This window comes from Spirosoma soli (assembly GCF_042684525.1).
Classification (GTDB): domain Bacteria; phylum Bacteroidota; class Bacteroidia; order Cytophagales; family Spirosomataceae; genus Spirosoma; species Spirosoma soli.
In genome coordinates this window covers 76927-99298 of sequence record NZ_JBHULN010000009.1, presented here as the reverse complement: position 1 = coordinate 99298, position 22372 = coordinate 76927, and the positions used below count along the sequence as shown (strand labels likewise).

Annotated in this window: 22 protein-coding genes; 10 read left to right on the top strand and 12 right to left on the bottom strand. The window is 51.2% G+C overall.

Translation table 11 applies throughout. From position 1 onward, the window contains the following. Nucleotides 1-67: 67 nt before the first annotated feature. Both ACFSUS_RS15755 and ACFSUS_RS15750 read right to left on the bottom strand, forming a co-directional pair. The gene (locus ACFSUS_RS15755; RefSeq protein ID WP_381524185.1) at nt 68-688 is read right to left on the bottom strand and encodes a thioredoxin family protein; all 621 of its coding nucleotides are present in this window, start codon (nt 686-688) and stop codon (nt 68-70) included. Nucleotides 689-694: 6 nt separating this feature from the next. Then, complete coding sequence (locus ACFSUS_RS15750) at nt 695-1186, bottom strand: TlpA disulfide reductase family protein (RefSeq protein ID WP_381524183.1); 492 nt, start codon at nt 1184-1186, stop codon at nt 695-697. Between the two features lie 437 nt (nt 1187-1623). On the opposite strand from ACFSUS_RS15750, the gene ACFSUS_RS15745 reads away from it, so the two are divergent. The 5 genes from ACFSUS_RS15745 to ACFSUS_RS15725 all read left to right on the top strand — a co-directional run bounded on the left by ACFSUS_RS15745 (nt 1624) and on the right by ACFSUS_RS15725 (nt 6858). Then, nucleotides 1624-1998, top strand: coding sequence for a YtxH domain-containing protein (locus tag ACFSUS_RS15745; RefSeq protein ID WP_381524181.1), 375 nt, complete (start codon nt 1624-1626; stop codon nt 1996-1998). Nucleotides 1999-2264: 266 nt separating this feature from the next. Next, nucleotides 2265-3572 carry an APC family permease gene (locus ACFSUS_RS15740; protein ID WP_381524179.1) on the top strand — a complete coding sequence of 436 codons (1308 nt, stop codon included), beginning with the start codon at nt 2265-2267 and terminating at the stop codon, nt 3570-3572. Nucleotides 3573-3637: 65 nt separating this feature from the next. Continuing rightward, complete coding sequence (locus ACFSUS_RS15735) at nt 3638-4807, top strand: LLM class flavin-dependent oxidoreductase (protein WP_381524177.1); 1170 nt, start codon at nt 3638-3640, stop codon at nt 4805-4807. A gap of 42 nt (nt 4808-4849) precedes the next feature. Beyond that, on the top strand, nt 4850-5446 hold the full coding sequence (locus ACFSUS_RS15730) for a hypothetical protein (RefSeq protein WP_381524175.1): 597 nt from the start codon (nt 4850-4852) through the stop codon (nt 5444-5446). Then, a complete protein-coding gene (locus tag ACFSUS_RS15725) occupies nt 5443-6858 on the top strand; it encodes a glycosyltransferase family 39 protein (protein WP_381524173.1) in 1416 nt (471 codons plus the stop codon). The genes ACFSUS_RS15730 and ACFSUS_RS15725 overlap by 4 nt, the downstream gene beginning before the upstream one ends. 3 nt (nt 6859-6861) lie before the next feature. Here the strand turns inward: ACFSUS_RS15725 and ACFSUS_RS15720 are convergent, their stop codons facing one another. The 8 genes from ACFSUS_RS15720 to ACFSUS_RS15685 all read right to left on the bottom strand — a co-directional run bounded on the left by ACFSUS_RS15720 (nt 6862) and on the right by ACFSUS_RS15685 (nt 16200). Further along, nucleotides 6862-8154, bottom strand: a complete 1293-nt coding sequence (locus tag ACFSUS_RS15720; protein WP_381524171.1) for a sensor histidine kinase — start codon at nt 8152-8154, stop codon at nt 6862-6864. Nucleotides 8155-8249: 95 nt separating this feature from the next. Then, entirely contained in the window at nt 8250-9620 is a 1371-nt protein-coding gene (locus tag ACFSUS_RS15715) for a sigma-54-dependent transcriptional regulator (RefSeq protein ID WP_381524170.1), read from the bottom strand. 49 nt (nt 9621-9669) lie between these two features. Next, on the bottom strand, nt 9670-10038 hold the full coding sequence (locus tag ACFSUS_RS15710; protein WP_381524168.1) for a four helix bundle protein: 369 nt from the start codon (nt 10036-10038) through the stop codon (nt 9670-9672). 86 nt (nt 10039-10124) lie between these two features. Then, the gene (locus ACFSUS_RS15705) at nt 10125-11279 is read right to left on the bottom strand and encodes an ABC transporter permease (protein ID WP_381524166.1); all 1155 of its coding nucleotides are present in this window, start codon (nt 11277-11279) and stop codon (nt 10125-10127) included. An 88-nt stretch (nt 11280-11367) separates the two neighbouring features. After that, complete coding sequence (locus ACFSUS_RS15700) at nt 11368-12615, bottom strand: ABC transporter permease (protein ID WP_381524164.1); 1248 nt, start codon at nt 12613-12615, stop codon at nt 11368-11370. 78 nt (nt 12616-12693) lie between these two features. Further along, nucleotides 12694-13356 carry an ABC transporter ATP-binding protein gene (locus ACFSUS_RS15695; protein WP_381524162.1) on the bottom strand — a complete coding sequence of 221 codons (663 nt, stop codon included), beginning with the start codon at nt 13354-13356 and terminating at the stop codon, nt 12694-12696. A gap of 120 nt (nt 13357-13476) precedes the next feature. Then, nucleotides 13477-14928, bottom strand: a complete 1452-nt coding sequence (locus ACFSUS_RS15690) for a TolC family protein (RefSeq protein WP_381524160.1) — start codon at nt 14926-14928, stop codon at nt 13477-13479. 12 nt (nt 14929-14940) lie between these two features. Beyond that, nucleotides 14941-16200 (bottom strand): efflux RND transporter periplasmic adaptor subunit, encoded by a 1260-nt coding sequence (locus tag ACFSUS_RS15685; protein WP_381524158.1) that lies wholly within the window; start codon nt 16198-16200, stop codon nt 14941-14943. Between the two features lie 198 nt (nt 16201-16398). Between ACFSUS_RS15685 and ACFSUS_RS15680 the strand changes: the two genes are divergently transcribed. Next, entirely contained in the window at nt 16399-16950 is a 552-nt protein-coding gene (locus ACFSUS_RS15680; RefSeq protein ID WP_381524156.1) for a carboxymuconolactone decarboxylase family protein, read from the top strand. A gap of 2 nt (nt 16951-16952) precedes the next feature. After that, nucleotides 16953-17756, top strand: a complete 804-nt coding sequence (locus ACFSUS_RS15675; protein WP_381524154.1) for a mycofactocin-coupled SDR family oxidoreductase — start codon at nt 16953-16955, stop codon at nt 17754-17756. 128 nt (nt 17757-17884) lie between these two features. Here the strand turns inward: ACFSUS_RS15675 and ACFSUS_RS15670 are convergent, their stop codons facing one another. Beyond that, nucleotides 17885-18670 (bottom strand): hypothetical protein, encoded by a 786-nt coding sequence (locus ACFSUS_RS15670; protein ID WP_381524153.1) that lies wholly within the window; start codon nt 18668-18670, stop codon nt 17885-17887. A 308-nt stretch (nt 18671-18978) separates the two neighbouring features. Between ACFSUS_RS15670 and ACFSUS_RS15665 the strand changes: the two genes are divergently transcribed. From ACFSUS_RS15665 to ACFSUS_RS15655, 3 genes are read left to right on the top strand one after another with little or no spacing between them, the layout of a single operon-like run. After that, a complete protein-coding gene (locus ACFSUS_RS15665; RefSeq protein ID WP_381524151.1) occupies nt 18979-19410 on the top strand; it encodes a MarR family winged helix-turn-helix transcriptional regulator in 432 nt (143 codons plus the stop codon). 11 nt (nt 19411-19421) lie between these two features. After that, nucleotides 19422-19865: an organic hydroperoxide resistance protein gene (locus ACFSUS_RS15660; protein WP_381524149.1), complete on the top strand. Its 444-nt coding sequence runs from the start codon at nt 19422-19424 to the stop codon at nt 19863-19865. Further along, nucleotides 19862-20860 carry an NADP-dependent oxidoreductase gene (locus ACFSUS_RS15655; protein WP_381524146.1) on the top strand — a complete coding sequence of 333 codons (999 nt, stop codon included), beginning with the start codon at nt 19862-19864 and terminating at the stop codon, nt 20858-20860. The genes ACFSUS_RS15660 and ACFSUS_RS15655 overlap by 4 nt, the downstream gene beginning before the upstream one ends. Nucleotides 20861-20904: 44 nt before the next feature. Here ACFSUS_RS15655 and ACFSUS_RS15650 read toward each other — a convergent pair whose 3' ends face one another. After that, the gene (locus tag ACFSUS_RS15650) at nt 20905-21987 is read right to left on the bottom strand and encodes a DUF4421 family protein (RefSeq protein ID WP_381524144.1); all 1083 of its coding nucleotides are present in this window, start codon (nt 21985-21987) and stop codon (nt 20905-20907) included. Nucleotides 21988-22372 lie beyond the last annotated feature (385 nt).

Here is a 22372-nt window from a genome sequence, read left to right as displayed (position 1 = left end):
GACTTTTGTGTTCTCTGTGCCTTTGTGTAGAATTATTTTGTCGGCATAACCTCCCAGCATAAGCGGATTACACCCCTTTCCACTTTATCCCGCAACCGATGGCCCGGGCCGAAGGCGTTGTGACCGGCTTACCCGCCAGCAGTTCAGTAACGGCCGTTTCTACGTATTTTTTGTCGGCGGCAGCGGCATCGCGCTGGTTGTTGTCAATGGCCCCGATGTAAGCTACTTTATACTCATTCCCTTCCCGCTTCACGACAAACATATGGGGAGTATTAGAAGCCCCGAAGGCCCGGGCCACCGCCTGGCTTTCGTCGTACAGATATGGGAAGGCATAGCTCTTGCTTTTAGCCCGCTGTTGCATCGCATTGTAGGAATCCCCCGGCGACCGTTCGGCGTCATTCGACTGAATGGCTACCACGGGATATCCTTTGGGGGCAAACTGCTCGTTCAGGGCAATAATGCGGCTTTCGTAGGCTTTTGCCACCGGACAGGTGTTGCAGGTAAACGCAATGATGTAGCCTTTCACATCCTTCTTGTCGGCCAGCGATACCGTCTTACCGTCCACGTTTTTCAGTTTGAAATCCTGAATTGTATCGCCCACTTTATACCCATCCGACGCGTAGCGGGCACTCATTAATGCAATGGTTAGCAAAAAGGCGCAGATTGGTAACACAGTGTGTTTTTTCATGTTCGTTTACAGTTTGTATTGGTTGATAATGGAGGCTAATTCTCCTTCTTTAACGGGTTTATTGATGAACTGACGTATTTTTTGTTTCCCATTGAGCACTAACGTCATTGGCAACGCGCCCGACCATTCGGGCGCTAATTTATCAATCCACGCATTCGGATCGGGCTCATCGAGCAGCACAACCTGCGAGCGAATCTTCCGCTTCTGCACAAACGGAATAACCTTGGTTTTCAGGTCGGCCTTATCATCCATACTGACCAGCAAAACCTTCACTTTCTTTGCGGCATTGGCCTGCCGGGCAACTTCAAATTCAGGCATTTCTTTCACGCAGGGGCCGCACCAGGTTGCCCAGAAGTTAACCACATACAAGGTGTCGTTCGGCTGGCTGATCATCTCTTTTAATCGATCGAATTTGACAACAGTTACCGACTGGCCGAAACCTGATAAAGCCGCCAGCAATAAGGTTAAAAGAAATACGCTAAAAACAAGCTTCCTCATTATAAACTGCAGTCAACTGCTATAACTCTTCTTGATACCCTTCGTAACGTAAAAAGTAAGCCACTATTTTCTGCTAAGTACTTGTTTCTTAGACGAATTACCAATACAGGTTGCTTGTAAAACTGCCTCATCACTGTAGCAAAAATCCTATTAGGTTAATATAGTATATATCAAGATAAAATAGTATCACTTTAAATAGAAAATATCATATTAAATATTTATAATTTACAAATGTACTTATATACACTTGTCTACGCTTATGGGTAAAACTTTACTCACTTTACAGATCACCTCGGCCCCGATTATATCAACTAAATTAAATCAATACACTGATAGTCAATATATTGCACAAATATAAATTAAAAGCCTAAACGATGGTACGCTTTTCGTCCTGATGGCTTGCGAAAGTCTGTTTTTTCATTCACTACATTGCAACTATGAAATTTAAGATTGCAAATCGTAACGAAGATCTGTTCACTAGCAGCGAATTAGCGCTGGGCGTGCTGGCTGGTGTTGCCTTAGGATTAGCAGCGGGGATATTACTGGCTCCGAATTCGGGAAAGGACACCCGCGATAAGATAGCTGGTGCTGTTAATGATCAGGCTGAAAACCTGAGCGATCAGTGGAATAAAACAGCGACTAAAGCGAAAGAGGCCTTTGATTCGGCCAAAGCCAAGGCTGGCATTGCGGTTAACAAGGCCGCCGACACCGCCGATAAGCTATCAGCCAAGGCTGAAAGTAAAGCGGATGATCTCGCTGATGAAAGCCGATCGCTGCTCGACCGCGCAAAGGATGCGCTTAAGATTAATTAATACGTTTGCTTTCTGATTTACTCAACGACATGAAAGAAACCCCCGGTCTGAACGATCGGGGGTTTCGCTTTTAGTTATTTTCACGAACCAGGGCTTTCTTATAAAAGAAACGCAGATGGCAACGGCCACCCCGCAAAGAAGACTGAGTAGAGTTTGAAACTTTGCTTACAGCGCTTACTCAAACGGCTCCTCAACTCTGCAAAGCTGTCTATTTTGTCGAACGGCCCTGATCCCGTAATTTGCCCGTTCGCTTAACGTTAGCCAATTTGAAATCACAATCACCGGCCAGCTTAGTTCGGGGCATTCGTCCCGTTGATTTCGTTGCTCTCATCATCAACATCACCATTGGGGCGGGTATTCTAGGCTTACCTTCAAAAATATACTCCCTCGTTGGTACGTATAGCTTACTGGCGTATGGCGTCAGTGCGGGTGTCGTAACGCTCATTATTTTATGTTTCGCGGAGGTAAGCAGCCGGTTCAGCGGCACGGGTGGACCGTATCTCTACACCCGTGCCGCTTTTGGCCCGTTGGTAGGCTTTGAAGTCGGCTGGTTGTTCTGGCTGTCGCGGGTGGCCTCGTTTGCGTCAATCTGCAATTTATTTGTGAGCTACGCGGCTTTCTTCCGCCCTGAACTAGGGACTGGTTGGGGCCGAATTGGCCTTATAACGGTTCTGGTCGTTGGCTTAGCCGCCATCAACTGGATCGGTGTCCAACGGTCAGCAAGGGTCAACAACATGTTCACCGTTAGCAAACTTCTGGTCATTGGGCTATTTGCCATTGTAGGGTTATTCTTTGTTGACAAACACGCCTTCACGTTTCCGGCCATGCCCGATTATAAGCCCTTTTCGCAGGCCGTTCTGCTGTTAATTTTCACCTTTTCCGGCTTCGATGTAGCGGCCATTCCCTCCGGCGAAATTCAAAAGCCCGAACGCACCGTCCCCATTTCATTATTGATCGCTATTGGTACGGTAACGGTGCTGTTTATGGCCGTGCAGATTGTCTGCATTGGTACGTTGCCGAATTTAGCTGGCTCGGAGCGTCCACTAGCCGATGCCGCCCAACGATTCATTGGCCCGGCAGGAGGTTTATTTATCACCGTTGCCGCACTCGTTACGGCCCTCGGCACCCTCCACGCGCTGATGCTCACCGGGCCGCGGCTGTTGTTCGCCATGGCCGAACAGGGGCAGCTACCGGGTGTATTGGCGGCCACGCATTCCCGCTTCCGCACGCCCCACGTAGCCATTTTAGTTACGGCGGCTCTCAAACTGATTCTAGCCGTAACGGGTACGTTCATCTACGCGCTTACGCTCAGTACCCTTATTCGATTGTCCTACTTTGCGCTGACTTGTGCGGCCCTACCAGTGCTCCGCCAACGAGAAAACAAGATGCCCAGCGAAACCCCAGTAGCCCTGTTCACCGTGGCCGGGGGTAGTGTGATTGCCCTGCTTGCTGTAGGCTTGTGCGTTTGGTTATTGAGCAACAGTTCCGGGCGCGAGGCCCGCGACGTCGCCATTGCGGGGACACTCGGTTTACTCTTATTTGGCGCAATGCGATGGAGAAAAGCTGGTAGTTAACGCGTATTTCCCCGAACTTTGCGGACTTTATCTAACCGACGATATTCGTTCAGTACTTATTTTTCATGCTTTCAACGCCTATTCAACCCGTTTCCATCCGTACTCCTCAACGTGTCGCCGAAATTGCCTGGTTCGACGATCTGTGCGGGGGCGATACGCAGTACCTCAGCGTATTGGATGGCGAACGGCGGAGTACTTTTAAACACTGCAGCGACATTACCTTAACCGCCGACCGGCTGGGCTACAGCAATGTGTTGTTGCCCACGTCGTATACGGTTGGGCAGGATGTGTTGACCTTTGCGGCTGGCATTGCCCCTCAAATTAAAAACATCAGCCTGCTGACGGCCATCCGGTGTGGCGAGTTACACCCGCCCATGCTGGCCCGTGCGCTGGCGTCCCTGGATCACATGCTGGAAGGCCGCCTGACAATCAACATCATTAACTCCGATCTGCCAGGCTATCGGGAAGACGCCGACTTTCGCTACCAGCGGTGCGCCGAAACGATCGAAATCCTAAAACAAGCCTGGACCAGCGACCGGATTGAACACGACGGTCCGGTATACGGCAAGCTGAGTATGCCCGCCGACCCGGCCAAGCCCTATCAGCAGAACGGCGGTCCCCTACTCTACTTCGGTGGTACGTCGGACGGGGCGCGGGACGTTTGCGCCCGCTACTGCGACATGTTTCTGATGTGGCCCGAAACCGAAGAAATGCTGTACGGCAACATGCAGGATGTGTCGGCCCGGGCGGCCCGGTACGGTCGGCAGATTGACTTTGGCCTACGTATCCACGTCATCGTTCGTGAGACCGAAGCCGAAGCCCGCGCGTATGCCCGGAAGCTGATGTCCAAATTTGATCCGGATCGAGGAGCCCAAATCAAAAGTCGGGCGCAGGATTCGTGGTCGTTGGGCGTGAAGCGGCAAAACGCGATCCGTGAATACGCCGACGATGAAGGTTTTGTGGAACCCTTGCTGTGGACCGACATTGGAAAAGCCCGCTCGGGTGCGGGTGGGGCGCTTGTTGGTGACCCAGACCAAATTGTTGAGAAGCTAAACCGCTATATGGACATGGGCATGCGGGCCTTTATCCTGTCGGGATATCCGCTGCTGGACGAAGCGAATCTGTTCGCTCGTTATGTATTGCCCCGCCTGCCGAACGTGTCGATGCCGAAACTACAAGGCCGAATTCCGGATCAAACACCCGTTACGCCCCTGACAACGGGCGTATTACGGTAATGCTCCGGTACGGTACACGCCTTTTCAACCATGCGTAGCTCTTTGAATACTTCTCTTGCCAAAGCGTTGTTTTCAACGAGTTGCCGGCGCTACTGGACTACGCAGGTTGTTTATGTTGCCGCAAGCTGTCTGATACTGCTGGCGATCCTTAGCTTGCCCATGAACAGGGCCTGGCTCGCTGGCACCATCGGTACGTTTTATCGGCAACGGCAGCTGCTGGGTACCCGTACGGATCTCGACAGTCGGAAGCGGGCGGGCTATGGCGTGGCGTATACTTACACTTCGCTCATCCGGCAGCATTGCAGACCAGGTGATTATTTCCTGATTCCGCCCCAACGGTATCTGATTCAGAATGCCTACGCTCAGGACAAGGCGACTGGATTTGCCTGGATTTACCCGAGCGTTTTGTATTACCACCTCGGCAAGTCGGTTCATTTGCTCGAAATGACCAGTCCCGACTCGTTGTTACAACGGGCCACGCATACGTTTGGGGTACAATCCAATAAGCTGGTTCTCTTAGCCATCACCGATCAGAACCGGGCAGCAGTGTTAGCTCAGTTTCGGCGATATGACCCGCGTTTTTTTGCCTACACGCCCGACCAGGCCCGACGTTACTACAAAGCCCAGGCAAAACCATGAGTCTGTCCCTTGCCTTTGTCATCATCACTCAGTTCCTGATTGGGCTTGGAGTTGTAACTCGCCTACGGGCCGTAACGAATGGGTATAGTTTGCTGGGATTAGCCATGCTGGTCGGTCTGGGCGTCAGTTCAGCGCTGCCGTTCGGTCTGGCGTTTGCGCACCTGCCCATTGCCCCAACGCCTATGCTGATCGGATTAGGCGTATGGGCGGCTCTATCGCTGATCCTATTACGCAATCAATCGACGTATCTCCGAAAGGTATTTGCGCCGAATCGGCTCTCGGTACGATTATGTGAACTGCCTTTTGTGGCCTTCTGGGGGTATTTGCTATTCATCAGTGCCTGGAAATGCGCCTGGTTTCCCGTAACGCCTTTTGACATGCAGGTTGGCCCGGATCTGGTTGCTACGTTTGCGGTGCGCGAGCAAACGCTGGCCTCTTCCGTGTTCACCGAACATCTCCCTTCCGTTTCGGTGCTGAGTAACCAACCCTTCTACGCACCGTTTACCGCTATGCAGCAAGTGATTTATTTGCTGGCCGTCGACTCAACGGGCCCGTTTGCGTTCGGAAAAGTATGGCTGACCGTGTTGGTTGTTGCTTTTGGGCTGTTTTTCTATGCTGAACTGCGCGAGCGGATACATCCACTGCTGGCCGGTTTACTTTTAACCTTACTGGCCTGCACACCCGAACTGTTTGCCTATACGTTTCTGGTACAAACCGACTGGGCCAACGCGGCCTTTCTTGCGTCGGGAGTACTCTTATTCCAACGCTATCTTGACTCGGCCCAACGAGGTTCGCTTATGGGTAGTGTTTTGATGTTAGCCCTGGCCTGCTGGACACGTACTGAAACTATATTCTTTGTGCTTCCTGGCGCCTTACTGGTGTTTATCAATAGGATTCGTTCGTCCCCGGCTGTTGGCCTGATTCAATCCGCTGGTTTATTCCTGGCGTGTTTGGTGCCCGTGCTTTTCTGGAACTACGGGTTTCTGCGGGGCTGTGTGCCGTTGCCTCCTCAGATTCACTTAGGCCAGCTTCATGACGTGGCCGGAAATCATTTACAGCACCTCGTGGCAATATTCGCGGGTATGAACAAACAAGTTGTTTTCAACGCCAACCACTGGAGTTATGCCGTGCCTATCTTCTTGTTGCTTACCACGCTGAATCTGGTTGTTTTTCGGGATAAGAACGGCCTGCCCGTGCTGATCTGGCTGCTCAGTATCTACCTCCTGTTTGGATTGCTGATTCAATACGTAGACGGTGCCAACATCCCGTACACCTTCCGGCGTGGCTTTTTCAAACTGCTTTTTTTGATGTATATCTATTTGAGCAATACGACTTTATTCGATTGGCTCTCGGTCCGGCTTTATCAATGGGAAGGTCGCCCCGCAGCTTCATTATCTACTCCTCAGCCATAAGCGTTATATCGTTGTCGGCCCAACGTTAATCAGAAACTCGGTCCATCCGCTTTCATCTGTTTTGAGGGAGAAATGGAACCCGTGATTCAACAGAATTTCGCGGGCGATGGTCAAGCCAATACCCTGACCTTCAGGTTTGGTACTGTAGAACGGGTTGAACAAGTTAGCCGCAACATCCTCCGGAATCGGCTGACCGTTGTCACGGATGCAGAGTCCGTCCTGCTTACTGATCACCTCAACGGATTGCCCCGGCTGGCAGGCTTCGATGGCATTTTTGATGATATTTACCAGCACCTGCTCAAGCTGCTCAACATCGACTTGCTGAAGATTGGCTTCATTAGCATCACACCTGAGTAAGACGCCCCGAGCGTCGGCTTGTGGTTGCATCAGCCGAGCTACGTTCCGGGTAATTTCGCTCAGATCGGCCAACCGTTTCTGGGGTTGCGGCAAACGAACGACATCCGCGAACCGACGCATGAACCGGTTTAAGCGGTCGTTCCGCTCAATGGCCACTTGAACGGCGTGTTGCACATCGGGCTCGCTGACATACGTGTGCGTAACGTCTAAGATAGAGTTGACTGCGCCAATGGAGTTGTTCACCTCATGCGCCATCATCCGGATCACCTTGCTGTAGGCCTTCTTTTCAGTCGCCAAAATCTCGGGCGTCAGCTCTTCAATGATCAAAAACGACCGCCGAAAGCCCCGGTCCATGAAGTAGGACCTAAGTACTTTATACGTTTCAATGCCGTTGGGTTTCATCACCCGAGACTCGCCGTCGGCCAGATCACTCATTTGCGCGAGCAGCGAATACCCAAGTTCGATCAAGGGCTTACCGACAACGGCATCGGTCTTAACGTTCAACAGCTGGCAGGCTCTGGGATTGATAGACGCGATACGTTCGTCGAAGTCAAAGATGAGAATGGCGATCGGGGCTGCGTCGATGAGTTTATTCAGGAAAAACTGCTGTTCCACTTGCCGGGTTCGCTCCTGCCGAAGCTGGTCGATCATCAGGTTATACACCGTTATCAGTTCGTCTACTTCCCGGTTACCCGTTGGCACAAACTTGACGGTAAAGTCTTTGTCCCGAATGGCTTCAATGCCCGATGCAATGAACTGCGCCGGCTGCCGGAATTGCTGGTAAATACTGATAGCCGCGACAATGGAAAGCAGGAGGCCAATCTCGCTGGCAATGAACAGCGGTTTATTCTGTCGTAAAACCAGAAACAACAACCCACCCATGGCCAGGTGAATTACCAGAATATAAAGCAAATACCGGGTGCGAAAACTAACGTGCATATTTTTTACACACGGAGAAAAGGAGTAAACACAGAGCGCACAAAGTTTTTCTCCGTTAGCTCTGTGTTTACCTCCTTTCCTCTGTGTTTGTTATTTCACTCTTCAACACTATACGGAATACTAAATTTCTCTAGTCGGCGGTAGAGTGCAAAACGGGTAATGCCCAGCGCCCGCGCTACCTTTGCCACCCGGTTCTGATGAAACGCCATGGTCCGCACAATCATCTGGTATTCCATTTCGTCCAGCGTCATCGTTCCGACCGCTGGCAATGAAACAAGTCGGTCCTGCGTGACAGGCTGCGCAATCTGTCCCTGAAAGTCCTCGGCCTGTAGCTCGTCGCTCACCGAGAGTAAGACCGTACGCTCCACCACGTTTTTCAATTGGCGAATGTTGCCGGGCAACGACAACTGTTTGAGCCATTTCATGGCGGCCGGACTCACGCGCAAATCGGGCCGCCCGTAGATCGTTTTCAAGTTGTTGACGAAATACTGAACCAGCAGCGGAATATCACCGGGGCGTTCGCGCAGGGCGGGCAGCTTAACCGTAACGAGGTTGATTCGATAGAACAAATCCTCGCGAAACTGCCCCTTGGCGACCATCTCTTCGAGGTTACGATTCGTGGCGCAAATCACGCGCACATCCACCGTTCGGGGTTTGCTACTGCCCAGCGGCTCAAACGTCCGATCCTGCAACACCCGTAGCAGTTTTACCTGACTGGCCGGGTCGAGATCGCCAATCTCGTCGAGAAAGATCGATCCTTTGTGGGCCAGTTCAAACCGCCCCACGCGATCGGTTTTGGCATCGGTGAATGCCCCGCGCACATGGCCAAAGAGTTCACTCTCGAACAACGTGGCCGATATTCCGCCCAAATTAACCTTCACGAAGGGCTGGCGTTTTCGGCGGCTATTCTGGTGAATGGCTTCGGCGATGAGTTCTTTACCCGTCCCACTTTCGCCCGTAATCAGCACCGGGGCATCCGTGGGGGCAACGCGCCCAATCGTGGCCAGGATTTCCAGCAGTTTAGCGTCTTCGCCGACAATGTTGTCGAACTGAAACTGCTGGTCGAGTTTCTGGCGGCTGGGCGACGCCGTCTTGGTTTGCGACAGATTCAGAGCCGTATGAACCGCCTGAAGCAGGTACTCGTTTTGCCAGGGTTTGGTAATAAAATCTTTCGCTCCGGCTCTCATGCCCTCCACGGCCAGTTCGATACTTCCCCAACCGGTAATCAGAATAACCGGAACGTTGGGAACCCGTTCCCGAATCTCTTTCAACAAGCGCAGTCCATCGTTACCCGACGTATCGACCGAGAAGTTCATGTCCAGCAGCACTAGTGCGGGGGTTTCTTCGTCCAGCACGGCGCGGGCTTCAAACGGTCCATCGGCCAGGCGAACGTCATAGCCTTCCTTTCGAAAGAGTAGCGCCAGGGACGTTTGAATGGCTATATCATCGTCAATAATGAGGAGCATAAATGCAAAGGCTCGGGGCAGAGGGTTAGGGCTCAAAAGTGAGAGTTGATTACACTGACGGGAGTAGAGCTTTTTGAAAGTCGGTAATTTTTCGGCTTAGCTCATCTAATCGACTAAACAACGCTTGCTTTGTCTCCTCAACGATATACCCCCTGCGTTGCACAACAATTATAATGTTCGCGCATTCGTAACAAGATCGACGAGCGTAATTCAAGAATTGATAGAACTCTTTTTTCGATATTGATCCGGCCCCTTCAGCGATGTTATTAGTGATGCTTAAACCAGCACCATGTAGTTGCTCGGCAAAACGAAAAAGCTTCTTGTTTTCCAAACTGTCCGCGATATCAAATAACTCATCACCAACCTGAATACTTATTTGCCATATTTCTAAACTTTCAAAACGGAAATTTCTTATCATGACTGGTATACGTTACGGTTAGGCCGCTAAAATACGATTTTACCCCATGCCCTTAACCTTTTGCTCCATGCCCCAGCCCTACGCACTTACTCCTCATGCAGCGCCGTAGCGGGTTGGATCGTGGCCGCCTGACGACTTGGATACAGCGCGCAAAGCGTTACGATACCATAGATAATAACAGCTGAAATCAGCATGGCCATCAGGTAAACGCCCGCTTCAAGATCGAACACGTTGAGCATCGGAAACTGTCCGGCCAGCACCAGGCCGATCAATATAGCAAAGGTAGCGAGTACCCATATTTCGCCAACGAACTGGCTTGAAATCCCCACTTCAGTGGCTCCCAAGGCCCGACGCAACCCAATTTCCCCACGCCGTTTGGCAATGCTTAAATTGAGAACGCCAAATAGACCGAGCGCTACATTGATAAGCAGAAAACTGCACACGATCAGGAAGATGATGACCGGCACCAGCGTCAGGTTATGCTGCGTTTTACGGGAGTCGGCCAGGTAATTGACCTCTACGCTCCACCCGTTTACCATAGCCGTTACGTCTTTCACCAACTTGGCTTCAAAGACGGCATCAGTGCCGGGTTTAACCCGAATCAGCATGGTCTTATCCCAACTGCTGTTCTCGTCCACCAACTCAAAATAGGCTGGCTGGTCGGCCATAAACTCCCCTTTCGACTTAAAATTATCAACAACGCCTATCACCTTAAGACGGTCGCTGATGATTTTCCCCAGTGGATTTTCATTGGCAAATAATTCTTCTTTGGCTTTCTGATTGATGACAACCGGGTTGTACTTACCAACACTATCAGCCTCCCGGTACCACCTTCCTTCGACAACCGGCATGGCCAGTGTTTTGGCGAAATTTTCGTCCGTTGAAAACGTATGGGCCACTGTTTTGGCTTTGTTATACTCGATTCCGTTGTTCATGGTATTGGCCGAAAACGGAAAGTTATTGCTCATCCGCGAAACCGATTCTACCTCGGCATAGCCTTTCAGCCGTTGAAAGATAGCCCTGGCTTTGTCGTCGACGTCCGTAGTGTCCTGATTGTTGTTCAGGTCAATAGCCCATACATTTTGGTACTCAAAACCCAGGGGCTGGCTGTAATTCCTGACATTGACAACAATCAGCGTGGCCAGTCCAAACAGCACCATAAACGAAGCCCATATCTCAACAATGAGTAGTGTATGCGCTTTTTTCTTGTTCCAGATTAATCGAATCAGATGACGTATCATAATGATTAATGAGTGAATGAGTGATTGTGTGAATCAGCGAAACAGAACCGCCGATGCGGAGTGAAAGCTTTAGCCGCTCTTTCACTCTTTAAGATTTTAACGCTTCAGCAATGTTAAGTTTCGACATTCGGAGCGCCGGTGCGACACCCGACAGGAGTCCAAAAACCAGGCAAACCAATAAGCTGACCAGGAACACGTTGACGTTGATGGTCAGATCGGCGTAGGCGATCCAGCCACTGCTGTTGATGAACTTAATGATGACAAACGTCAATACCAGCGCGATGGCCCCACCAATGAACGTGATAAAAATGTTTTCGACAATAAACTGCCATAAGAGTGTCCGTATAGGCGCACCAAACGCTTTACGGACGCCAATTTCGGAAGCTCGCTCCATGATGCGACTAACGTTCACGTTGACCAGGTTAATAGCGGGCAGGCCCAATAGCATGAACAAAACAAAGGTGATAACCCCAAAGAAAATCGCTCTAAGACCGGGTCCCCCATCGAGAAGCTGGCTTAAAAAGTTTTGCACGTAGGGTTCACATTTCACTTCCAGCACGGAAAACTTGAACCCATCCTGAACAGTTGGTAACGGAATTCGGCCAACGCGGTCCTGAAATTCCTCCTGGATCGTCGGTATGTCTTTTTTCTCTTTGGCTAGGACTACAGCCACATAACCACCCCGCAAGCCGCTTTTCTGATAGTTACTTTTAGGAGCTGTGTAGGGGAAATACACGTCGGCGTAGGTAAAGATTCGGGTAACGGGGCTACCTTTCACTACGCCAATTACTTTATAGTGAATGTTCTCAATCTCGACATCTTTACCAACCACTGACGCATCGGTTTCTTCGAAGTACTGCCGTTTGAAATCATCCGTAATCACCGCTACGTTGTCGCCGTTCGTAATATTCTGTTCGTTATAAGGCTTTCCCTCCAGGAAGTTAAACTCCATAACCTGCCAGAAATCAGCGTCGGTAAACTTCGTATTGAGCTTTATCTTTTGAGAGCCGACATACGCGTTTGAGGTGTTAAATATCGTGCAAATGGTTACGCGCTCAGGCGTTTTGAGCGACCTGGCATAGTCCGTCAAAAAACGAAAACTCATCGGTCCCATGTTCCGGGAGCTCCGGCTGGAATCCGTTTGCATCATTTGCTGGATGTACAGCGACCGGTCCCGATTTGTTTCGGGGTAGTGCGTCCCAAAGAGGTGATCCAGAAACGAGGTGAGTACCATAAGCACGGTCAGCGTCAGGCTGATGCCAAACAGGGTAATGAAGGTATAGAATGGGTGCCGCAGCAAGACCTTCCAGGCAATTTTGATATAGTTCAGTAGCATGATTAAAGAGCGAATGGGTGAAAGAGTGAATGAGTGATCCAGCCTTTTCGCTCTTTCACTCATTCATTCTTTCACTCTTTATAAAACTTGTGTTCCGTCGAAAAGCCGGATGAGCCGGTGTGTACGTTTAGCCATCTGTTCGTCGTGGGTCACCATCACGATGGTAGCGCCGTCGTTGTTCAGGTCCTGGAGAATATTCATGATCTCGTTGCCCATGGCGCTGTCGAGGTTCCCCGTTGGTTCGTCGGCCAGAATGATGTTTGGGTTACCGACAATGGCCCGGGCAATGGCCACGCGCTGCTTTTGCCCCCCCGACAACTGGCTTGGAAAATGCTTCATGCGATTGCTCAGTCCAACTTTCTCAAGCGCTTCCTGGGCGTTATCGCGACGTGGCCTGCCATTGGTCGCACGGTACAGCAGCGGAATCTCTACGTTGTCCAGCACAGACAGATCGTTGATCAGGTGGAAGCTCTGAAAGATGAAGCCAATCTGCTGATTACGAAGCCGGGCCAGTTCCTTGTCTTTGTATTGCTTCACAGGTTGGCCATCGAGTTGCACACTGCCTTTTGAGGGTTCGTCGAGCAGCCCCATTACGTTGAGCAAGGTACTCTTGCCGCAGCCCGAAGGCCCCATGATGGACACAAATTCGCCTTTTTTAATATCCAGATTAATGTTGTTCAAGGCCAGCGTTTCGATACTGCTCGTCCGGTACACTTTTTCGATGTTTTTCAGGGTAATCATGGCTTTTTTGGTTGGGAGAAGAGCTTGGGGCTGGGGGCCTGCCTGGGGCTGGGATAAACTTACTATACTATAGGTAAGCTCTTAACCCCAAGCCCTGCGCCCCCAGCTCTAACCCCTTCACTATTTAATTTTTTGGTTCGTTTCAAAATCATACAACGTCAGTAGCCGGAGCGTATAAAACGCCTGCCAGTAATCGCGCAGGGCCAGGATGGCATCCCGCCGGGCCCGGTCCTTTTCCTGGGTAGCAATGCTCAAATCGGTCACGCTCAGGTCGCTTAACTTGAAACGATCCTGGGCGATCTGGTAACGGTTCTGGGCGATTTCGTCGGCTTTCGCGGTCAACGTAGCCTGTTCGCGAAGCATCTGCAACAAGGTCACCTGCGTGTAAATCTCCTGTTCAAACGTCAGCTTGTCCTGCTCTACAGTTTGCTGGGCCAGTTCAAGATCGGCCTTGGCCGTTTCTACCAAAGCCCGCGCGCGGCCCCAGGTCGTAATCGGTAACGTAAATTGAAGGGTAACATATTCGCGGTTCTGCGGGCGGACGTACACATCGCCAAGACTTGGCCCCTGGTTCGACAGGCCATAGCCAGCCGTCAGCGACGCGTTGAAGCCGTTGTTCTTGCGTGCCTTTTCCAGATCCCGGGTAGACTGCATCACCCGTCGACGGAATCCAATGGCCGCCGACCGATTCGCAAAGGCTTCATCGAGCGCTCGCTTTACGTCTACAACTAAACCCGGAATCTGATTCGGAACCGCCAGGTTCAGCGGACTCGGCTGGCCATTCACCTCATCGCGGAAACCAATAAACGATTTTAGTTTTAACGTAGCCACGGCCGCTGTCTGCCGGGCTGATGCCAGATCTTTTTCGGCATTCAATACCCCCAGTTGCAGTTGCAGCAGGTCGTTCTGCGACACCTTACCCAGCTTCAGTTTATGCAGGGCAATGCGGTACAGGGTATCATTGTTGGTGCGGTTGGTTTCGGCAATTTGCAGGTTGACCTGGGCGACTAACAGATCGAAGTACAGATTGGTGGCCGTCAATGACACCTGTTCGAGGTTTTCAATGAATTGCTGATTACCCTCAGCAAAGAGCAGCGGTTCAATACGCCGGTCCCACCGCATTTTATTGAACTGAAACAACGGTTGTTCGATGCCGATACCGAAGGGAATACCGTTGTAGAGGGTATTATTCTGGATAAAATTATCAAATCGTTGCAGTTGTTTTTGCACAAAAATGCTGCCGCCAGTTAAGGCTATGTTTTGGCTCAGCGATAAGTTGAGCAGTGAGTTATTGTTCGATACGGGCTCGAACTGAATATTTCCGTCGGGCTGAACCACCTGTATGTACGAGCGGGTGAAGTTAGGCAACGTACCGTCTAAACTCAGCTGTGGCTTAAACTGAGCCAGAAACGAGCGGAACTGCCAGCGATTGGTACGTAGTTGGGTACTGGCTCGCTTGGAAGCCACGGATTGCGCCTGCGCGAGTTGCAGCACTTCGGGCAGGGTAATTGTCTGGGCCAGCACGGGTCCCGTCAACCAGACGCCCAGCAAGAAGAGATAAAGTTGGTTCATACAAATCTGGGCTTACCGTTTTGGCTCAATGGTGATTTCTTCCAGATGATCGTACTCGCTCAGGTCGGTCAGAATGACCCGCTCCCCTGCCTGCAAACCATGTTTGATCTCCACAAAATCGAAATTCGACAAACCAATCTGTACGTCCTGCCGACGCGCTACGTTCCCGTCTTTAGACAGCACATATACATACTGCTTACGTTTACCCTTAAACGTCGGTCCATTGGCCACCCGAACGGCCCTGGCCACCCGGTCAGTAACCACGTAGACGTCGACTTTCATGTTGGGCCGAAGCGAGGCATGGCTGTTATTGTCCAGCTGAACCACGAACTGCACGACGCCATTTTTAACCGCCGGTTTCACCTGCGTAATCTGGCCGCGCAGATTGGTTTCGTTCACCTTCACAATGACCGGCAAACCCGGTTTTACTTGTTCAGCATAGACGTCGGAACACGAACCTTCCACCCGGAAACTCGCCAGATCAGCGAGCTTGGCCAGCATTTCTCCTTCGTTGACGGCCGACCCGATGTTTTCATTCACCCACGTCAGTACCCCCGGCCGGTCGGCAATGATGTCGGCCTGCCGAATCTTGTGGGTTAACTCTTTCAGGTTCTTTTCTTCGATCTGCGCCTGCAGCGTCGTTTCGCGTAAACTAGCGCTCATCGATTGCCGGTTGTACGTCAGATCGTTCTCCAGCTGTTTTTTTTCCAGTTCAGCAATGCGTAGTGCATTTTCGGCTCGGGTCACGTCTTCGGCTGTGCTTCCGCCTACTTTCTGCAAGCGTCGGGCATCGTCCAGCTCAGCCCGCAGCCGGTTGATATTGAGCAGCTTGATCTGATCATTGACTTCCGCATCGTACAGACTTTTGTTCAGTTTCATGCGTAGCTGGTCGATGCCGTTTCGTTTCAGGGCCAGCTGGTCGTTTAGCTTCTCCTGCTCAATTTCGGTCAGCGATTTGTCGAGATCCATAATGGCCTGACCAGGTTTTACGGCGGTACCGGGCGTTAACAATACCCGCCGGATACTGGCCCGGATCGGGCTCGTATAGATTTGTTCGTATGCCGGAATCACCTCGCCCGTCGCGTTAAGTGAGTTTTCAACAGGGCCTAGTTCGGCCGTTGCGGTTCGAATCTTATCGGCTTCCACGGATGTTTTGAGCGCATCCCGAAACCAGGTTAAAGTGACGGCTATAGCAACGATGACCATTCCGCCTACAAGCCAGTTTTTATTGCGGGAACGGGTCGCTACTTCGGGGGCAAGTTCTCTGTCCATATACTTGTACGCTTTGCCTCTAGAAAGCCAATTAACGTACCAATACGTAACATTTTAATCATCAGCCTATTACGCTAAAGTAATCTTTTAAAATCTGTGCGATTTCGCACAACCCTTTGCAAATTCGCACAATAGCACATGGGGCAAGCGGATAGTCTTCTTCTCTCGCTTTATATTTAGCCCCTAAACTCATCCGTTATGCCCCGTATCCATCCTTTGCAGCCGGACGAAGCAACGCCCGAAGTTCAGGCGGCCTTCGACCAACACGTTGCCGACTACCCCGGTAGTCGCATCACCAACATGAAGGCCACACTCGGCCGCTCGCTGCTTTCGTTTCAGGTGTACATGCAATGGTATCCATTGTACGAACAGGTGAAAGCAATCCTGGGTAACCGCCTGGCGTATCTGTACGCTCACTCTATTTCGGAGGGATCAAATTGCCCTTTGTGTACTACCTTCTTCCGGCGTATCATCATTGATAATGGCGAGCAACCCGAAGCGCTTCAACTGACGGCCCATGAACAACTCCTGCTTGATTTTGGCAGTGAGATGGCTCAGCACAAAGGCGAAGTAGCCGACGAACTCTACGACCGGGTTAGTGTCCATTATACCGACGAACAGCTTGTTGTGCTCGTGGCCTTCGCCGGCCAAATGATCGCTACCAATGTGTTCAACAACGTATTACACGTCGATATTGACGAGTATCTCTATCCGTATTTACCTATCACCCCACAACCGGCTACGCGTTAATTATGTCTGATTTGCAAGGAAAAGTAGCGTTCATTACGGGAGCCGCTCACGGGCAGGGTCGCGCGGTTGCATTAGCCTTAGCGGCTGAAGGGGTGCACATTGTCGCCTTCGACCTGGCGAAAACCTTAACCTATCCGGGTTACGCCATGGGGTCGACGGGAGAGCTGGATACATTGAAGGCGGAGTGCGAAGCGCTCGGGGTTCAGTGTTTACCCGCAACGGGCGATGTTCGTAGTGATGACGATATTCGCCGGGCCGTTGCAGCCGCTCAGCAGCTGTTCTCGCGCATTGACATCTTGTTCAATAACGCGGGCATCTGCGCTTATGGGCTGGTCCACGAACTCCCGGAAGAAGAATGGGATGCCATGCTCGACATCAACCTCAAAGGGGCCTGGCTGGTAGCCCGGCGCGTGATTCCCCTGATGATGGACCAAAAAGCGGGGGTTATTATCAACAACTCATCGATTGCCGGGTTACGGGGCATGAACCGCCTGAGCCATTATGCGGCCTCAAAGTGGGGACTGGTTGGCCTAACCAAATCATGGGCGATCGAACTGGCACCCTACAACATACGGGTGAATTCCATTCATCCAACGGGTGTCAACACACCCATGAACGATGGATTAGCGGAATTAGAAGGTACCACTACGCAGGAAATAGCCGAACGGTCGGCGGGTAATCTACTGCCTGTGCCCTGGGTTGAACCGGAAGATGTATCGGGCATGGTGCTGTATCTGGTATCGGACAAAGCGCGGTACGTAACGGGTTCACAATTTGTGCTCGATGCGGGTTTGTTGACCCGATGAGTTGAAGTGGCCAAGTGTTATCAGGAAGTGCTCAGGCGCTTGACAATACCTGACCATTTCCTGATAACACTTGGCCATTTCTTAACAACCCTTGTTCACTCCCTGACCACAAATGACCTGATTTATCTTCAGAATTTTGCCGTCAGACCCAACTTCAGGGCCGATACGCCATACCCGACTTCGGTGAAGCCGCCAATGTGTTCGCTGAACATATACCGGGCGCCCAGGTGAATGCCAATAAATAAACCACTGTTGTAGCCGTTGCCGTAATCGTAGTACGAATAACCGTATGAATCCCGATAACTCGCGTGGCGGAACCCTAACGTAGCGCCTACGTATGGATCAAACTTCTGGTCACCTACGTTGAGTGCTTCGCCTAAATGGTAGGAAGCCCGGGCACCCGCGTAAATGAAATTATAACCGCCCGAGTAATAACCGTAGTTGTAGCGGAAGTAATCGACGGAACCCCCTACCGAAAAGTTGTTCTTTACGTCTACTTCAAACGATGCGCCGAGTGGTAAACCGCCCCCGTAGTACGTCAGTAAACCAACGCCCAGATTCAGGTATTTATCGCGGTGACTCACCGATGACCGCCGACTTGGCGCGCTGTAGGCCGACGTCCGACGAGCGGGCGTACTGGCCGCAGGAGTAGCCGTTGGTTGCGACTGAGGCTGGTTAGCGGCAACCGCTTGGGCCGGGGCGGACTGCGTCTGCGGAGCCTTGGCTGGAGTAGCCGCAGCTGTACGCGTTGGTGACGTAGCCCGTGGTTTTACGGTCGTTTGAGGGCGGCTGGCGCTCGTTGTCTTTTTGGCTGGGGCTGGTCGGCGCACGGCCGATTGCGCTAAGCTGGTCGCTGTGGTGGCGATAAACGTTAGCAGCACGGCTGCCAAATGAATAGTAACTGTTCGATTCATGATTGCTATTGATTAAAAAAAGGTTGATTCGATGTTGCGGCCAAGGCATTAATCTCTAAAGCCGTAGCAAACTTAAACGCCCAATCAGCCGTCCACCAGTTCGATCTGAATCAATTGCGGGAAGTGGAGAACAAACCGGGTATTTAGCCACCTCAAACGTTTTTGTAGATTGACCGGGCCGGCGCGCTAACGTTCGTCCGACAAACCATCGGGCTAGTTGTTGCGCCTAACCTCATAAATATTGGGATCGGCTAAACTTTCTTAGCAATATCTTAGTTAATATATTGTGCACAATATAATTGTACAACATGGACCGACTAGCCCTTAGCAATCAGATTTGTTTTCCACTATACGCGCTTTCGCGTCAGGTAACGGCTTTGTACCGGCCTTTGCTGGAGAAATTAGACCTGACGTACCCGCAATATCTGGTCATGCTCTTACTATGGGAAACGGATAACGTAACGGTTGGAGCAATCGGCGATCGGCTCCTGCTGGACACCGGTACACTAACGCCTTTGTTGAAACGAATGACCCAAAAGGGCCTTATTACCCGAACACGTAATCCGGCCGATGAACGGCAGGTCACCATTCAGCTGACAGATAGCGGTCGGGCCATGCGGAATCAAGCCATTCATATTCCCGCTGAACTGCAGAACAACCTGAACCTGGACGATGCCCAGGCGGTCAGTTTACACCATCAGTTGGTAACCTTATTAACTCAACTTTCAAAAACAGAATAACCCGTAAAGCTATGTTTCAATCCTTGTATACGGCCCACGCTGTCGCCACTGGCGGACGTGACGGCCACGTAACGTCATCGGATAATGTACTGGACCTGGACGTCCGTACCCCCCGCGAATTAGGTGGCCCCGGTGGCGCTTTCACCAATCCTGAACAACTGTTTGCCGCTGGCTATGCTGCTTGTTTTGACAGTGCGTTGAATCTGGTGATCCGAATGGCCAAAATCAAAACCGGTACAACCAAGGTAGGCGCCCACATAAGCCTCGGCAAACTCGAAACGGGTGGCTTTGGACTGGCCGTTACGCTCAGTGTTAACGTGCCGGGCGTTGAGCAGGCCGTTGCCGAAGATCTGGTCAACAAAGCTCACGCTGTTTGTCCGTATTCAAACGCCACCCGTGGCAACATTGAGGTAACCCTAAGTGTAACGAACCAGGAAGCCGACGTACAGGTATGAACAGCCAACAGATTATTTTAGCATCGCGCCCGAACGGGATGCCCGATGCCTCAACGTTTCGACTAGAAGACAAACAACGGCCCGAGCTAAAGGCTGGAGAGGTGGTTGTTAAACCCACCCATTTCTCCGTCGACCCGTACATGCGCGGGCGGATGAACGATGCAAAATCATACATTCCGCCTTTTCAGGTGGGCGAACCACTTTCCGGTGGGGCCGTCGCCGAAGTGACCGACAGCAAAGCCGATGGTTTTGCTCCGCGCGATGTGGTGACCGGCAACTTGCCCTGGGCTACTGAAGCTGTTGTTCCGGCCAATGGCCTGAAGAAGATCGATACGAAGCTAGCCCCGGCCAGCTATTACCTCGGCATTTTAGGCATGCCCGGTTTGACGGCTTATTTTGGCTTACTGGACATTGGCAAGCCCCAACCGGGCGAAACGGTTGTGGTGTCGGGGGCAGCCGGTGCCGTGGGCATCGTTGTGGGACAGATCGCCAAAATTCAGGGATGCCGCGTAGTGGGCATTGCCGGTTCGGACGATAAAGTAGCGATGCTCACCGAGCAATTTGGCTTTGATGCTGTCGTGAACTACAAGACGGCGCCCGACTTAACCAAAGCCATTGCCGACGCTTGTCCAGATGGCGTTGATATTTATTTCGACAATGTGGGTGGTGAGGTTTCAGATGCAGTGATTGCCAACATCAACTTCCACGCCCGTATTCCGCTCTGTGGTCAAATCGCGTTTTATAACACGACCGACGTTCCAGTCGGTCCGCGCATTCAACCCATGCTGCTCACCCGGAGCGTATTGATGAAAGGCTTCATTGTCGGCGATTACAAAGAGCGCTTCAGCGAAGGTGTTCGTCAATTGGCCGCCTGGGTTAGCGAAGGAAAACTCCGTTATACCGAAACAACCGTAAAAGGCTTCGATAAACTACCGGAAGCGCTGCTGGGCTTGTTTTCCGGGCAGAATACCGGCAAAATGATTGTTGAAGTATAATCCGCAGTAAGTAGGCTGGCCGGGCTGGCGGTCAAGCGGCCAGCCTACTTTATTCCCGGTATTTGCTTAATAATTCCTTTGGGCTGATACCGAATCCGTTTCCCGACTACCAATCGAAAATAGTCAACATCCGTACTAACCAATTCTCTGGAGAAGGCCCGGTTAATGAGGGTACTAGACCCATACACCCCACCATAGAAGATATCGGTACTGTACCCCACCGTTACTGATGCGACCCCTTCCCACCCTGCCCGCCAATGGGTCGACACGATCTGCCGCTCCCCAATGCTTTGCTGAAACAAAACAGACATGCCGGGCCGTAGTGTAAAACTTGAAAACCAGTGATTTTTAAAGACAAACGTCTGCGTATATCCAGCTTCGACACCCAGCGCTAATGTGTTAAGACGATGGAAGCCTGATTCCGCCGAAAAATCTTTTTGTAAAGCGGTTGGCACCCAGGACGAATCGCCTTGCACATGCTGATAAGTAGCAAATCCACCTATTACCCACGTACCCGCATTCCGTCGTTGCCCCTCGCGTTGCAATAGGGTCGCCGGAACCGACACCCGCAGAGGGTTGAACTGATACAACACATGGCTTATCACCGTCTGGGTTCGTAAGTCGTTCCGATAAGGATAAGCCGCATGATGATCAAACCAGTCCGATTGCAGTACATCAGGGTTATTTAGGTAGAACCCACGGTAAAATTGATATTGAGCTGAAAACCAAAAGCGACGGTTATTGAGATTAACGGTGGCGCCGAAAGGTTTTGTCTTTCCACGCTGAGCAATGTTGTAACCTAGAAAAGGAAGCTTAACGGTTATCTCTGTGCCTATCCATTTATAATCTATGCCGAGTCCCAGTGTCCAGGCCAGATTCGGTTTATAAACCAGGGATTGTTGCCGACCGAGTACCCGTAAGGTGTAGTCCTGCCGGTCGCTGACGACGTAGAGGTGCAGCCGCCGATAATAGGTCGTTATATAAGCTCGATCAACCCGAGGAGTGCTGGTCTTCAGTAATGTATCCAGGGGTATGCCTAATACCCGCATGCCTTGACTAAAGTTTGTCAAGGGGCACCCCGTTAGCAGCAAAACCAGGACTATTCCTTTAGGCAACACGTTTCTCATGCTTAAAAGTAAGCAGCTTCTTTTCCATATTGTTACGCTTAAGTTATGTACTACGTTTGTATTCAGTGCACTATCTATAAACAGGAGGCTTTCTTTTGGCGCTACAGCCCACCTGCCGCTTTTCCAATTATCTTGCGCTCTATCATGTAAGGCCTGAGGAACAGCAGGCAAACATTGCATTTTGTAAAGACGCCGAGATGGCTTGCCCTGAAGTATCCAGACCGCAACCTCCTGCAAGTTCTTCATACTCTGCTTCGTCTTTTAACGAAATCAACGCCTTTGCCCTGCGTTATTACTTCGATCCGCTCGCGGAATAGGTCGAGTAATTGATTAGGTAGTCCCTTTTTCTGACAAACGAGCAGCGTTTCGCCGGGTTGGAAGTGAC

Excerpts from the sequence above, each read along its gene's own strand:
- ACFSUS_RS15720 (WP_381524171.1), bottom strand. The coding sequence starts at position 8,154 with ATGCACGTTAGTTTTCGCACCCGGTATTTGCTTTATATTCTGGTAATT.
- ACFSUS_RS15675 (WP_381524154.1), top strand. The coding sequence starts at position 16,953 with ATGTCTGATTTGCAAGGAAAAGTAGCGTTCATTACGGGAGCCGCTCAC.
- ACFSUS_RS15680 (WP_381524156.1), top strand. The coding sequence starts at position 16,399 with ATGCCCCGTATCCATCCTTTGCAGCCGGACGAAGCAACGCCCGAAGTT.
- ACFSUS_RS15745 (WP_381524181.1), top strand. The coding sequence starts at position 1,624 with ATGAAATTTAAGATTGCAAATCGTAACGAAGATCTGTTCACTAGCAGC.
- ACFSUS_RS15695 (WP_381524162.1), bottom strand. The coding sequence starts at position 13,356 with ATGATTACCCTGAAAAACATCGAAAAAGTGTACCGGACGAGCAGTATC.
- ACFSUS_RS15750 (WP_381524183.1), bottom strand. The coding sequence starts at position 1,186 with ATGAGGAAGCTTGTTTTTAGCGTATTTCTTTTAACCTTATTGCTGGCG.
- ACFSUS_RS15705 (WP_381524166.1), bottom strand. The coding sequence starts at position 11,279 with ATGATACGTCATCTGATTCGATTAATCTGGAACAAGAAAAAAGCGCAT.
- ACFSUS_RS15700 (WP_381524164.1), bottom strand. The coding sequence starts at position 12,615 with ATGCTACTGAACTATATCAAAATTGCCTGGAAGGTCTTGCTGCGGCAC.
- ACFSUS_RS15715 (WP_381524170.1), bottom strand. The coding sequence starts at position 9,620 with ATGCTCCTCATTATTGACGATGATATAGCCATTCAAACGTCCCTGGCG.
- ACFSUS_RS15665 (WP_381524151.1), top strand. The coding sequence starts at position 18,979 with ATGGACCGACTAGCCCTTAGCAATCAGATTTGTTTTCCACTATACGCG.
- ACFSUS_RS15690 (WP_381524160.1), bottom strand. The coding sequence starts at position 14,928 with ATGAACCAACTTTATCTCTTCTTGCTGGGCGTCTGGTTGACGGGACCC.
- ACFSUS_RS15660 (WP_381524149.1), top strand. The coding sequence starts at position 19,422 with ATGTTTCAATCCTTGTATACGGCCCACGCTGTCGCCACTGGCGGACGT.
- ACFSUS_RS15725 (WP_381524173.1), top strand. The coding sequence starts at position 5,443 with ATGAGTCTGTCCCTTGCCTTTGTCATCATCACTCAGTTCCTGATTGGG.
- ACFSUS_RS15735 (WP_381524177.1), top strand. The coding sequence starts at position 3,638 with ATGCTTTCAACGCCTATTCAACCCGTTTCCATCCGTACTCCTCAACGT.
- ACFSUS_RS15710 (WP_381524168.1), bottom strand. The coding sequence starts at position 10,038 with ATGATAAGAAATTTCCGTTTTGAAAGTTTAGAAATATGGCAAATAAGT.
- ACFSUS_RS15685 (WP_381524158.1), bottom strand. The coding sequence starts at position 16,200 with ATGGACAGAGAACTTGCCCCCGAAGTAGCGACCCGTTCCCGCAATAAA.
- ACFSUS_RS15650 (WP_381524144.1), bottom strand. The coding sequence starts at position 21,987 with ATGAGAAACGTGTTGCCTAAAGGAATAGTCCTGGTTTTGCTGCTAACG.
- ACFSUS_RS15670 (WP_381524153.1), bottom strand. The coding sequence starts at position 18,670 with ATGAATCGAACAGTTACTATTCATTTGGCAGCCGTGCTGCTAACGTTT.
- ACFSUS_RS15755 (WP_381524185.1), bottom strand. The coding sequence starts at position 688 with ATGAAAAAACACACTGTGTTACCAATCTGCGCCTTTTTGCTAACCATT.
- ACFSUS_RS15655 (WP_381524146.1), top strand. The coding sequence starts at position 19,862 with ATGAACAGCCAACAGATTATTTTAGCATCGCGCCCGAACGGGATGCCC.